The sequence below is a fragment of the Mesorhizobium sp. P3_A9 genome (assembly GCF_056402975.1).
This window is the reverse complement of record NZ_JBFUGJ010000026.1, coordinates 24,710-37,738: the sequence shown is the minus strand read 5'-3', so window position 1 is coordinate 37,738 and position 13,029 is coordinate 24,710. Positions and strand designations below refer to the sequence as shown.

The window sequence follows — 13,029 nt, the reverse complement described above, 5'->3', positions numbered from 1 at the left end:
ACCGTGGCGTCGTCTTCCAGTCCTACACGCTGCTTCCCTGGCTGACGGCGCGGCAGAACATCGAGTTCGMCCTCAAGGCCGCCGGCTACGATCGCGCGGCCTGCCGCGAGATTGCGCTCGAGCATCTCGACCTCGTCAAGCTGTCGCAGAGCGCCGACCGCTATCCGTCCGAACTGTCGGGCGGCATGAAGCAGCGCGTCGCCATTGCGCGCGCGCTGTCCTATCGGCCCAAGATGCTGCTGATGGACGAGCCCTTCGGCGCGCTCGATGCTCTGACCCGCCACCAGATGCAGGAACTGCTAACCCAGATCTGGGAAGAGCACAGGCTGACSGTGCTSTTCGTCACGCACGACGTCGAGGAGGCMGTCTATCTGTCGGACCGCATCGTCGTCATGGGGATCGGCCCGGGACGCATCATGCAGACTTTCAATGTCGACATCGAGCGCCCGCGCCGGGAAGAGGTGATGGAAACCCCGGCCTTCATGGATTTGCAGCGCGGCGTGCACAAGGCGATCCGCGAAGCGTCAAGACGTCCCGAAATGGCGTAGCATCCGGGCACCCTGCTGGTTCCAACGGAGCCATGGCACCTGAGCGGATGCCATGGCCGGATAGAGATCAGAGGATTCCGAACGGACCATAGTAATAGGGCCGGTACGGGACACAGAGTCCGAGCGCCAGCTGGACCGGTCCGCAATAATCATAGTAGCCGCCGTAATAGCCGCCGCCTCGCCAGCCGCCGCCGGCCCAGTGGCGACCGTGTCCGTATCCGCGGTGAAAGGCGTATCGATGCCCGCCATCGAAATGACCGCCGCGGAAATGACCCATGGCATGGCCGCCGCTGTTGTGCCTGACGAACGCGGCGTCGGCCGTGGTTGCGAATGAAGTCGTGCCGGCCGCCAAGGCCAGCACGATCGAGCTTGCGAATACGAATTGCCTGTTCATGAGCGTTACTCCTGTTTGTTTTGCGACACTTGCGCATGGGAGAAAAACGGCCTTCTCACTGCACACGTTCCTTCACGAAATCGGGACGGAGCGTCGACTGGCGTTGGGCGGAATGACGACCGCAGCCGTCCCGGAATATCCGGGGCGGGCTGTCCTGCGCGGGTCGGCGGGTGCGGTCAGCAATCACGGGCCGTGGGGACCGCACAGATCGAGCGTCCAGGCGATGGTTCCGCAGAAGTCGCCGACGTCGCCATGGTAACTGCCGTAGCCATTGTAGTAGCTGTCCATCCGGCCATTGCCGGTGGACGAATTCTCGGCAGTCCAACCGCCGCCAACCCAGCCGCCGTGGCCTCCATATCCACCGTTCGCATGGCCGCCATGCGCAGCGGTGAGTTGGACAAAGTGGTGCCTGACGACGGCGGCATCGGCGATAGTAGCAAACGGGACCGCGCTCGTGGCCAGGGTCAGCAGGATGGTGCTGATAAATACGAGTTGTCTTTTCATGGGAATATCTCCTTTCCGTTCCAGAGATATGGGGAGGAAAGCCGTCCGTCGCCGGACACGTTCTTTCACGAAACCGGGACGGACGCTCGCTGAACTGTGCGGCGTCCTTGGGCGACGTTGGATGGCGTCTCTGGTCTGGCCGGTGCCGCGTCAATTCACGGCGCCGGTCAAGATTTGTTGACTTCCGGCGGGTCGAAATGACTACCCCCAACCTGTTTGTCGGACCATAAGACGGCCGTGCGATCAGGCTCCGGCTGGCTGGCACGTAGGGCAATCTTGCCTTTGGACGGGGATGCGCCACTTTGGCTAGAGACTACAAGCCGCTCGCATGACGGAATTGGCCGCAGCATTGGAACAACCTCAATTTGCCACCGAGCGCGATCCGCGGCTGAGGCTGATCATCCCTGTTATCGTCGCCATCGCCTTTCTGATGGAGCAGCTCGATTCCACCATCATCACCACCGCGATCCCGGCCATCGCGCAAAGTCTCGACACGACACCGGTCCGGCTCAACCTTGCGATCACCACCTACATTTTGACGCTTGCCGTGTTCATTCCCGTCAGCGGCTGGTTCGCCGACAGGTTCGGCGCGCGAAGGGTGTTCGCGCTGGCGCTGTTCACCTTCACCCTTGGCTCGGCCCTGTGCGGCATGGCCAACAGTTTCGGCATGCTTTTGGCGATGCGCGCGCTGCAGGGGCTGGGCGGCGCCATGATGACGCCGGTCGGTCGGCTGATCCTGCTGCGCAGCTTTCCGCGCAGCGGACTGATCACCGCCATGACCTACATGACCTTGCCCGCCATCATGGGGCCGGTCATCGGGCCGCTGCTTGGCGGCGTGCTCACCACCTACGCGTCGTGGCGGTGGATATTCTACGTCAACGTGCCGTTCGGCTGCATCGGCATTCTGGCGGCGCTGCGCTTTGTCGACGATTTCCACGAGGAAGCGGTACAGCGCTTCGACGTCCCGGGATTCCTGATGGTGGGGTTCGGCGTGGCGCTGCTGCAATTCGGGCTGGAAAACATCGGCCGGCCGATCATTCCCGTTTCAGCCACGGTGCTGGTGTTGGCCGCGTCCGTCATGCTGCTGCTCGCCTTCGGGCGTTATGCGCGCCGCGTCGTGGCGCCGGCCGTCGACCTGACGCTGTTTCGATTTCGCTCCTTCTGGGTCGGCACACTCGCCGGCGGCCTGTGCCGCGTCGGCCTCAACGGCGTGCCGTTCCTGCTGCCGCTGATGCTGCAGGTCGGCTTCGGCATGAGCCCGGTCACCTCAGGCTCGCTGACCTTCGTCGGCAGTTTCGGCGCTTTGCTGATGCGGCCGCTGCTGTCGCCGCTGCTGCGCCGCTTCGGCTTCAGTGTCGTGCTGATCGGCAGTGCGGTCGTTGGTTCCGCTGCGGTCGCGGGTTTTGCCCTGATCGGGGCCGATACACCGCATTGGATGATCGGCGTTTACGTCTTCCTGTTCGGCATCATCCGTTCAGCGCAGTTCATGACCTCCAACACCCTGTCCTATGCCGATCTGCCGGGCGAAAAACTCAGCCGCGCCACCAGCCTTGGCGGCGTTCTGCAGCAGCTCAGCGTTTCGCTGGGTGTTTCGATCGCCGCCATGGTGCTGGGCCTGATTGCAGGGGAGACCCACGTGCTCACGCCGGAACGCTTTCACCAGGTGTTCCTGCTGACCGCGATCATCCCGCTGATCTCCATTCCCGGATTCCTGTACCTGCGTGCCGAGGATGGCGTGCAGGTCAGCGGTCATGTCAGGGGATCCAGCAAATAGGCCCTCTCAGGCGGGGCAGGCTCCGTTCGGTTCGAACCCTGCCGGCACCCCTCACGTCGCTTTGCCGACCGCCGCGTCCATGCCCATCTCTTCCTGCGAAATGTCGTCGAACGAAGCGTAGTTCATGTTGTAGAGGCGGGCGTAGAGGCCCTTCTTCTGCATCAGCTGTTCGTGGTTGCCGCTTTCGACGATCTCGCCATTCTGCAGCACGATGATGCGGTCGGCGCCACGGATGGTGGCCAGCCGATGGGCGATGACCAGCCCGGTGCGACCCTCCAGCAGTTTGATCAGCGCCTTCTGGATCAGCATCTCGGTGTAGGAATCGATGCTGGCCGTGGCCTCGTCGAGCACCAGGATCTTGGCGTCGGCCACCAGAGCGCGTGCAAAACTGATCAGCTGGCGCTGGCCGAGCGAGAGGTTGCCGCCGCGCTGCTCGAGTTCGGTGTCGTAACCATCAGGCAGTTGCTCGATGAAGTCATGCGCGCCGACGGCCTGTGCCGCACGCACCACTTCCTCCCGGCTGGCGCCGGTCTTGTGGTAACGGATGTTTTCCAGCACCGTGCCGGAGAACAGGAACGGCTCCTGCAGCACCATGGCCACCTGGTCGCCGAGCGAATCCTGCGTTAGGTCGCGCACGTCATGCCCGCCGACCAGCACCTCGCCTGACCAGACATCGTAGAAGCGGTGCACCAGCGCCATCGAGCTCGACTTGCCAGATCCGGTCGGGCCGACAAGGGCGACCGTCTCGCCCGGATTGACGCGGAAGGAGATGTTCTTCAGCACCGGTTGGTTCGGTCGGTAGCCGAAAGTGACGTTCTTGAATTCGACCGAGCCGTCGGTGTCGCGCGACAGCGCCACCGCATTGTCCTTGTCGCTGACATCCACCGGCACGTCGAGCACTTCGGAGATGCGCTGGCCTGAAGCCATGGCGCGCTGCATGACGCTGTACTGCATGGTGAGCGAGCGGATCGGGTCGAAGAARCGCTGGATGTAGAACAGGAACGCCACCATGACGCCGACGTCGAGGCTGTGCGACAGCACCATCGAACCGCCGACGACGATGACCGTCGCCATGGCTATGCCGGTCAGCGTGTCGACGATCGGCACCATCACCTGGGCATATCTSGCCGACCKCARATGGGCGTTGAGATTGGCCAGCACCTTCTCGTCRTARAGGTCGAAATTGACGTGCTGGCGTTCSAGGCTCTGCACGGTGCGCACGCCATGGATGCCTTCGGCCAGCGCGCCATTGGCGATGGAGTTGGTCTCGTGCGCGGCCATGAAGGCGACCTTGGCGCGCGGCAGCCAGAACAGGCGCACGATGAACAGCACCGGCATGGTCGACAGCGTCAAGAGCCCGAGCCGGAAATCGAGCCACAGCAGGACGCTGACGATGCCGAACAGCAGCACGATGTCGCCCACCGACATGACTGAGGTTTCGAGGAATTCCTGCATCGAATTGACGTCTCCCTGCAGGCGCGACATCAGCCGGCCGACCTCGGTCTTGTCCATGAAGCTGAGCGACACCCGCTGCAGATGGCTGAACATGGCGCGGCGCAAATCGGACAGCACATTCTCGGCCACCTTGCCGACGACGCTTTCCTGCACGTGGCTGACGGCGTAGTTGATCAGGATAATCACCGCGAAGATGCCGGTTGCCCAGATCATCACCGAACGGTCGAGCTTGCCCGGCGCCATGCCGTGGTCGATGGCGTAGCGGATGACCAGCGGGATCGCGAGCTGGGTCAGAGTGAACACCAGAACCGCCGCGACCGAGATGAAGATCCGGCCCTGATAAGGGCTGACGAAGCTCCAGATGCGCCGCACGATACGCGGATCATAGGCCTTGCCGAAAACCTCTTCCTCGTCGCGATGCGACCCGACGACCGCCTTGGTCGGCCGTCCGCTTTTGTCGTCCTTCTCGTCGTCGTTCTGCGTCGACATCATGCGGCTCCCTCGAGCCGGTCGTCGTCCGGCCGCAACTGCAGGTCGTAAAGCGCGCGATAGCGGCCGCCGAGCGCCAGCAACTCCTCATGCGTGCCGCGCTCGACGATGCGGCCGCCTTCGACGAACAGGATCTGGTCGGCATGCATCAGCGAACTCAGCCGGTGCGAGATGATCAGCGTAACGCGATCCCTGGCGAAGCGCTTCATCGCCGCGCGGATGCGCTGCTCGGTGCCGGCATCGATGGCCGCGGTGGAATCGTCGAAGACCAGGACCGATGGCCGCAGCATCAGGCTGCGCGCGATGGTCAGGCGCTGCCGCTGGCCGCCGGAAAGCGACGCGCCGCGTTCGCCGACCACCGTCGTATAACCCGCCGGAAGCCCGATAATGTAGTTGTGCAGCTGGGCATACTCGGCTGCCTGTCCGATGCGCGTCTCGCGTGCCCAGGGATTGCCATAGGCGATGTTGTTCTCGATCGAGGTGGTGAACAGGAAGGCGTCCTGCTGCACGACGCCGACCACCTTGCGCAGCGATTGCAGCGTCACGTGACGGATATCCTGCCCGTCGATGGTGATCGCGCCCGACGTCACATCGTAGAAGCGCGGGATCAGGTGCGCGATGGTCGACTTGCCGCTGCCCGGCGGGCCGACAATGCCGATCGTCTCGCCGGGCCTCGCCTCGAAGGAGATGCCGGACAGGGTCGGGCGGTCGCCCGCGCCCTCATAGCGGAAGCCGACATTGTCGAAGCGCAGCACGCCCTCGGTGATGACGAGTTCCCTGGCATCRGGTGCGTCCTTGATGTCGAGTTCGGTGTCGAGCAGTTCGAACAGTCGCGTGCCGCAGGTCGAGGCGCGCGCGAACGAGTTGACCATCAGGCCGAGCTGGCGCACCGGCATCTGCAGGATGGTCATGAAGGTGAGGAACTGGGCCAGCGTGCCGACGCTGATCTGGCCCGCAATCACCTTCTGGCCGCCGAACCACAGCACCAAGCCCATGGCCGCCAGGAAGGAAAAATTCATGGCGCCGGTGTTGGAGACGCGGATGTCGACGCGCTCGTTGGCCAGCTCCAGCGCATCCTGCTTGGCACGGTCGAATTTTTTGAGCTCATGCCGCTGCGCCGCGAAGGCGCGCACGACACGGATGCCGCCGAGATTCTCGTCCATCACCCGGCTGAGCACCGACAGCCGCTCCTGCAGCGTCAGCCAGGTGCTGCGCAACTTCAACTGGGTCACCGAGGAGCGCCAGGCGACGAAAGGCACGAAGCTCAGGCTGAGCAGACCGAGTACCAGATCGGTGCTGATCAGGAGATAGGCGCCGACGCCGATCAGCACGCCGAGCAGCACCACGCGCAGGATGCCGGTGGAAAAGAACATGCGCACGCCGTCGAGATCGAGCAGCCCGAGCGTGATCAGGTCGCCGGTATGGACCTTGTCGTGGTAGGAAAAGCTCAGGCGCTGGATCTTCTCGTAGAAAGCCAGGCGCAGTTCATAGCCGGTCCGGTGGCCGACGGCCTCGCCATAGTAGTTCTGCGCCATGGTGAAGAGGCCGCGCAGGATGCTGACCACCAGCAAGGTCAGCGCTGTGTGCCACAGCGCCTGTTCGGCGGCGGTGCCGGCACCTGCGGCCATCACGCCTTGCGCCTGGTCGATGGCGTGTCCCAGCAGGCGTGGGATGAAAAGCTGCAGCGTCGCGGCGATGAAGGTCGAGACCAGGGTGATGGCGACCTGCCAGGGATGGCGCAGCGTCATGCGCACAATGCGCAGCAAGGTGCTGAGGCCCTTGCCCCAGGAGGCTTCCGCCACATGGGCAAACGATTTGCCGCGCTTCGCCGCGCCGCCTTTTGCATCCATTGCCAAGGAAAATATCCAGTCCAATCCGGACATTAGCCCGGACGAATGAAACAGACTCAGTTCTGATGGTCCGATGTTACGCGTGTCCGACTTGACCCTTCAAGGGGCCAATGGCGGCATCGCACTGTGCCTGAAAGGTGGTGCCGCCAATGGCATTCGCTGGCATAACCAATTCTATTGCATTGACGCGCAGATTCTCCAGCTCGACCCCCTATCAGTTCTGTCACGCAGCGCCGACATTCCACGGAAGCGTTCGGTCCGGCAGCGCGGGCTGGCGCGGCCATGAATAGCAAGAGGGCAGTCTTCTTTGACAAATTTTCCCTTCACCGAAACCATGCCGATCCAGTTCCAAGCGCCGTTGCCGAAGGCTTCGGAGGTTGTGGTCATCGGCGGTGGTGTCATCGGCGTGACCACGGCCCTGTTCCTGGCGCGAAGCAACATTTCGGTGACATTGCTGGAAAAGGGGCGCATCGCCGGCGAGCAATCGTCGCGCAACTGGGGCTGGATCCGACAGCAAGGTCGCGATGCCGCTGAACTGCCTGTTGTGATCGAAGCGCAACGCCTCTGGCGTCAACTGGCCGAGGAATGCGGCGAAGACGTCGAGCTGAGGCAGACGGGCGTCACCTATCTGGCGCGGACGGACAAGGAGATGGCCGGTTTCGCGAGGTTCTTGAAGATCGCTGAGACCCACGGGGTCGACACGCGTCTCCTTGACCAAGGCGAGACAGCCAGGCTGATCCCGGCCATGTCGCGCTCCTTCAAGGGCGCAATGACCACCCCATCGGACATGCGCGCCGAGCCCTGGGTCGCGGTGCCGGCGCTGGCTCGGCTGGCCGCCCGGCAGGGCGTCACGATCATCGAGAATTGTGCGGCGCGTATGCTCGACATATCGGCGGGACGCATCAGCGGCGTCTGGACCGAGCAGGGGCGTATCGCCACCTCGAACGCTGTCGTCGCCAGTGGTGCGTGGACGTCGCTCTTTCTGCGTGCACACGGAGTCTCCATCCCGCAGCTCAGCGTCAGGGCGACTGTCGCCGCGACCGGACCCATGCCCGAAATCCATGCGGGTGCCGTCGCCGACGACCATATCGCATTCCGGCGCCGGCAGGATGGCGGCTACACGCTCGCAGCGGGAGGCTCCAATCAGCTCTATGTCGGGCCTGACGCTCTTCGTCACGCGCGCAAATATGTTTCCGCCCTGATGGCCAATCCTTTTGGCACCCACTATTTGCCGGCGGCGCCGCGAGGGTTTCCGGACGGCTGGTCAACCCCACGCAAGTGGAACGCGGACGAGGAAAGCCCGTTCGAACGGATGCGCATCCTCAATCCCGCCGCCAAAGCCTCGGCGCTGCGGGATATCGACCGCGAATTCAGGGCCCTTTTCCCGCAATTCAAGACAGTGCCGCTCAAGGCGGTCTGGGCGGGCATGATCGATGCGATGCCAGATGTCGTGCCGATCGTTGATCGTGCCGCCGAGATTCCAGGTCTCGTCATCGCCACCGGGATGAGTGGCCACGGCTTCGGCATCGGGCCTGGGATGGGCCGCGTCGTGTCCGACCTCGTCCAGGGAAACGAGATCGGACATGATCTTCACAGGTTCCGTCAATCCCGGTTCAGCGACGGCAGCCCGATCGAGCTGGGACCCAGCCTCTAGATCGTGTCGCAACTCGCCGCCGGTTTGCCGCCGGTGATCGATCTGACGCCCTTCCGGGCGGATAGGTTCTGATTGTTCAGGCTGCTGCCGCAGCGGGCCTACCGTTCTTGCATGAGGGAAACGACGTGACCGCAAACACCAGCCTACAGGCCGTGGAGCCGATCGACCCGCAGCGCGTCTACGCCGTGCTGATCTGCGACCTGGTCGGCCTGCGCTTTGGACCCGACGGCAAGCCTGACCCGAGCGAAGTGCGCGCCCATATCGAGGCCAAGGGCGGCCGCTTCCACGCGGCAGCACTTGGCGACAAAGCGAGCCTCGAACGGGGCCGGGTGCATTTCTTCTACCAGCCGGACCTCAGCACCCGCGAAGAACTGATCGAAGCCGCGGGTGACGGACGCTATGACGCCGTCATTGCCGCCGCGACCTTCCTGCCGGCCGAGGCCATTTTTCCGATCGCCGGCGTGCGGATCGGCGCTGGTACCGGCAATATGGGGTCTCGCTCCTGGGGCGGCGGCAGCGGCGAGGGTGGCACCGCCGTGCTGATGAACACGCCCGGCATCAACAGCCGCGCCACGGCGCAGATGGTGATGAAGGCGATTTTGAAAGTGCTGCCGGATCTCCCGGTCGACTTGCTGCACGATCGGGTGGCGCGCGGCGCCTTCGACACCGGCAGGGAACTGCGCGATTTCCCGACCGAAAAACTCGAAGGCAAGACGATTGCCGTCATCGGCTACGGCAATATCGGCCGCGAGGTCGCCAAGCTCGCCCGCGCCTTCGGCATGCGCGTGGTGGTTCACGCGCGGCCGCGACATCGGGACTGGGTGGAAGCTGAGGGTTTCGCCTTTGCGGGGGACCTCGAGGGCGCGGCTGAAGGCGCCGATGTGCTCAGCGTCCATGTCGGATTGGGCAAGCAGGATGCGCAAAACGGGCGCTACGCCAATGCCGGGCTTATTGGCGCGGAGGTCCTGTCACGCATGAACAAGGGCGCGGTGCTGGTCAACTACGATCGCGGCGAGCTTGTCGACGTTGCGGCCCTTGGCGTCGCCCTGGATGCAGGGCATCTGCGCCATGCCGCCATAGATGCCGACCTGTTCAGGGATGCCTCGACCGGTAGACTTTCCGGCCCGATGCTGCCCTATCTCGACCTCGTCGAGAGGCATGGCGACAAACTTGAACTTCTGCCGCACGCCGCCGCCGATACGGACCATCCTTCGCGCGTTGCCGGCGCCAAACAGGCTGTCGATCAGCTGTTCGATGTCATCTGCCGCAAATTGGTGACCAATGCGAAAGGCACCTTGCCGCCCGGCTATCTCTTGCTTGGAGCGACAACGCCCCCTGGCATCGGACCGGTGACGGCGGATCACCTTTTGAAATTGACCGCCAGCGACTGCTCCGAGCTGGCCGATGTCTGCGATCGGCAAAGCCGGTTGTGGAAGGCCCTCTCTGACACGCCGCCCACCGAGCGCGGCACGATCGTCGCCGAACAGGGCGAGGAGCTCGTCCGGCTGCTCGACCGTTTTTGCCTTCTGGCCGAGAAGCTGAATCTCAGAGGCCCTTACCAATAATATCGGCCTGCTCCCGCCGATTTAAAAACGGCAGCGTCGGATGGGAGCACCAGCTCAGTCCCTTGGTCCCGCCACCATCCGCGCCACCCGCGTCATGTCGGTGCTCATCTCGCGGTCGTCGTCAAGCGGGCTGACGAGTGCGCGCACGGCGGCAAAGGTGCGCTGTGGTCCTTCGCCCATGCTGTCGACGACGCCGCGCAACTCGACGCCGGTCGCCGCGAAGATCAGTTCCATCGCCACGAGATAGCGCATGCGCTCGATGATCTCGGCGGTCTTGGCCACCACCCTGGGCGCCATCGACGACTGATCCTCGATGCCGTCCGAAACCGCGAGCGGGCTGAGCGACATCGGATTGGCCAGATGCCGGATCTCGGCTTCCAACGCCGACAACGGCTTCTGCAATTCCGCGTAGCCCTGGCGGCTGCCGCCCCTGGCCGACAGGAAGCGCGGCAGGTCGGCGATAACAGGTGACATCAGCTTCATGCAGCGATTGGCGGTGCCGACGGCGCAATGCGCGAGCGCCTGGCCGAGTTGTTCAAAGGCCAGCGTCATCGCCGTGAGGTCGAAATTGCCATTGGAAATCACCCGTTCGCCCTTGGCCAGGATCACGGGATTGTCACCCGAATGCGCCAGTTCGATCTCGGTCGCCAGCCGCGCCTGTTCGAACGCATTGAGCAGGCCACCCCAGACCTGGGGCACGCAGCGATAGCTGAGCGGATCTTGCAGGCGTCGCGCGGCCTTGTCTTTCCACAGGCCGCTTCCGGCCAGCTCCATGCGCAGCCGCGCGCCGATCTCGCGCTGGCCGAAGGCTGGTCGTGCTGCCAGCGCATGTTCGTCGATCGCGGTGAGGGAAGAGCGGAACGCCTCATAGTTGAGAGCGACCGCTGCCAGCGCCCAGTCGATGAGATGGGCGACATCTTCGAGGCACAGGCACGCCGTTCCGGTCGACAGGCTGTTGGCGACGATGATGGCGTGGCCGTCCTTTTCGCGCAGATCGAGCGGCTCGAGCCCGGCGAGCGCAAGCGCCTCGGCGGAGGGCATGATCCGGCCCTGGAATTCCGCCTCGCCATCGCCGCGTAACGACCTCGCCATATGACCGAGATGGGCAAGGTCGGCCGCACCGATCGAGCCCCAGGTCGGGATCACCGGGTGGACGCCGGCGTTCAGTGCCGCCACAAGGCCCATGACCACGCGCTCGGAGGTGCCGGTGCCGCCGGCGGCCATGCCTGAAATGCGCGCGGTCATCATCGCCCGCACCGCCTCGGTGGGCAGCGCCGGTCCGATGCCCATACTGTGGCTGAGCGGCACGCTGTGCTGGAAAGCGATCAGGTCGGCCTGCGCGAGCGGGGTGTCGACACAGGCGCCGAGGCCTGTGGTGACGCCGTACATCGGCTTGCCAAGCCCGGTGAGATGCTCGATCAGGGCGCGGCTTGCCCGGATGCGGCGCATCGCTTCTTCGCCCAGCATCAGCCTGGCATTGCGCCGCGCGATCTCGGCGACATCAGCCACGCTGAGTGGCTTGGCGTCGAGCAATATCATCCGTGCTGTCATGTCTCGCCTGTATCCTGTGACCAGAGGCCCGGACCAGCGGCGCGGCGGGCGTCACCGTTTGTGGCGGCTTGCCGGCTGGACTGCAAGCCATTCCCATTGGGGCAGCGGGCAGAAGCGAGAATGCCTGGATTTCTGAAACTACGCCGACCGCTCCGCGACAGCGTCGGGCACCACCACCAGCTTGCCGACAAAATCCTTGGCGATGAAATCGGCCTGCGCGTGGTGAAAATCGGAGAGCCTGTAGACGCCTCCCACCAGCGGCCGGATTTTCTTTGCCTCGATGTAGCCGACGATGCGGCGGAAATCCGCACGCGTGCCCTGGCTCGAGCCATGCAGCTGCAGTTGCTTGAGGTACATGGTCCTGAGATCGAGCTGGACGACCGGGCCGGCGATCGCGCCTGCGGTGGTGTAGCGCCCCTCAGGCCTCAGGATGCGCAGCAGGTCGTTGAAGATCGCGCCGCCGACGAGGTCGGCCACGACGTCGATCGGCTTGCCGCCGGTCGCCTCATTCACGGCTTGCGGCAGGTTGGCGACGCCGCGGGTGATGACAGCCTCGGCGCCGATGTCGAGCACCGCCTGTTCCTTGCCCTTGCCGACAACGGCATAGGGAATGGCGCCGCGCGCCCGCGCCAGTTGCACGATGCCGGAGCCGACACCGCCCGAGGCGCCGGTGACCAGCACGCGCTCGCCAGCCTTCAAGCCGGCGCGTTCCAGCATCTGTTCGCCGGTCAGATAGGCACAGCAGAAAGTGGCGAGTTCGACGTCGCTCATCTCCGTGTCGACGACATGCGCGTTCTCAGCCGGCACGGTCTGATATTCGGCGTAACCGCCATCGCGGCCATGGCCCATATAGTCGATGTCGGCCAGTGAATCGTCGTCGCGATTGTAGATGGAGAAGTCGACCATCACCCGTTCGCCGATGCGCTCAGGTGAGACACCTTCGCCGACGGCAACGATGTGCCCCACCGTGTCGGTGCCCTGGATGCGCGGAAAGGTCAGCGTGTTGCCTTGCCGCCGCCACGTTGACACGGCGGCGGCGTCCTCTTCCGTGCCATAGGCGCCCTGGCGCACCCAGACATCGGTGTTGTTCAGGCCGCAAGCGCTGACCTTGACCAGCACCTCACCAGGGGCAGGCGCGGGCACTTTCACATCAGTGCGGTAGACGAGCTTTTCCGGTCCGCCGTGCCCGGTGAGCAGCACGGCGGCCATGGTGGCGGGGAGGGTGCCGGTTATCGCATTCATCGG

The 13,029-nt window shown here is 64.3% G+C and carries 10 protein-coding genes; 4 read left to right on the top strand and 6 right to left on the bottom strand.

Annotated features, from left to right (window positions below):
- A partial coding sequence (locus AC1DX0_RS07080; protein WP_477354827.1) for an ABC transporter ATP-binding protein occupies nt 1-548 on the top strand: 548 nt, incomplete at its 5' end.
- Nucleotides 549-615: 67 nt separating this feature from the next.
- On the opposite strand, the gene AC1DX0_RS07075 is transcribed toward AC1DX0_RS07080, so the two are convergent.
- Nucleotides 616-942 (bottom strand): hypothetical protein, encoded by a 327-nt coding sequence (locus AC1DX0_RS07075; RefSeq protein WP_477220895.1) that lies wholly within the window; start codon nt 940-942, stop codon nt 616-618.
- A 183-nt stretch (nt 943-1,125) separates the two neighbouring features.
- A complete protein-coding gene (locus tag AC1DX0_RS07070; protein ID WP_477220896.1) occupies nt 1,126-1,446 on the bottom strand; it encodes a hypothetical protein in 321 nt (106 codons plus the stop codon).
- A 349-nt stretch (nt 1,447-1,795) separates the two neighbouring features.
- Between AC1DX0_RS07070 and AC1DX0_RS07065 the strand changes: the two genes are divergently transcribed.
- A complete protein-coding gene (locus AC1DX0_RS07065; RefSeq protein ID WP_477220897.1) occupies nt 1,796-3,220 on the top strand; it encodes a DHA2 family efflux MFS transporter permease subunit in 1,425 nt (474 codons plus the stop codon).
- 51 nt (nt 3,221-3,271) lie between these two features.
- Here the strand turns inward: AC1DX0_RS07065 and AC1DX0_RS07060 are convergent, their stop codons facing one another.
- Nucleotides 3,272-5,164, bottom strand: coding sequence for an ABC transporter ATP-binding protein (locus tag AC1DX0_RS07060; protein ID WP_477220898.1), 1,893 nt, complete (start codon nt 5,162-5,164; stop codon nt 3,272-3,274).
- Nucleotides 5,164-7,014 carry an ABC transporter ATP-binding protein gene (locus tag AC1DX0_RS07055; RefSeq protein ID WP_477221093.1) on the bottom strand — a complete coding sequence of 617 codons (1,851 nt, stop codon included), beginning with the start codon at nt 7,012-7,014 and terminating at the stop codon, nt 5,164-5,166. The genes AC1DX0_RS07060 and AC1DX0_RS07055 overlap by 1 nt, the downstream gene beginning before the upstream one ends.
- Before the next feature lie 307 nt (nt 7,015-7,321).
- Here AC1DX0_RS07055 and AC1DX0_RS07050 point away from each other — a divergent pair, with 307 nt between their 5' ends.
- Nucleotides 7,322-8,668, top strand: coding sequence for an NAD(P)/FAD-dependent oxidoreductase (locus AC1DX0_RS07050; protein WP_477220899.1), 1,347 nt, complete (start codon nt 7,322-7,324; stop codon nt 8,666-8,668).
- A 125-nt stretch (nt 8,669-8,793) separates the two neighbouring features.
- Nucleotides 8,794-10,233 carry an NAD(P)-dependent oxidoreductase gene (locus tag AC1DX0_RS07045; RefSeq protein WP_477220900.1) on the top strand — a complete coding sequence of 480 codons (1,440 nt, stop codon included), beginning with the start codon at nt 8,794-8,796 and terminating at the stop codon, nt 10,231-10,233.
- A gap of 54 nt (nt 10,234-10,287) precedes the next feature.
- Here AC1DX0_RS07045 and AC1DX0_RS07040 read toward each other — a convergent pair whose 3' ends face one another.
- Both AC1DX0_RS07040 and AC1DX0_RS07035 read right to left on the bottom strand, forming a co-directional pair.
- Complete coding sequence (locus AC1DX0_RS07040; protein WP_477220901.1) at nt 10,288-11,784, bottom strand: HAL/PAL/TAL family ammonia-lyase; 1,497 nt, start codon at nt 11,782-11,784, stop codon at nt 10,288-10,290.
- A gap of 138 nt (nt 11,785-11,922) precedes the next feature.
- Entirely contained in the window at nt 11,923-13,026 is a 1,104-nt protein-coding gene (locus tag AC1DX0_RS07035) for an alcohol dehydrogenase family protein (RefSeq protein ID WP_477220902.1), read from the bottom strand.
- Nucleotides 13,027-13,029: the final 3 nt, after the last annotated feature.

Bases quoted from the DNA above. Each gene is read 5' to 3' on its own strand.
- AC1DX0_RS07075 (WP_477220895.1), bottom strand. From the start codon at position 942: ATGAACAGGCAATTCGTATTCGCAAGCTCGATCGTGCTGGCCTTGGCG.
- AC1DX0_RS07070 (WP_477220896.1), bottom strand. From the start codon at position 1,446: ATGAAAAGACAACTCGTATTTATCAGCACCATCCTGCTGACCCTGGCC.
- AC1DX0_RS07040 (WP_477220901.1), bottom strand. From the start codon at position 11,784: ATGACAGCACGGATGATATTGCTCGACGCCAAGCCACTCAGCGTGGCT.
- AC1DX0_RS07035 (WP_477220902.1), bottom strand. From the start codon at position 13,026: ATGAATGCGATAACCGGCACCCTCCCCGCCACCATGGCCGCCGTGCTG.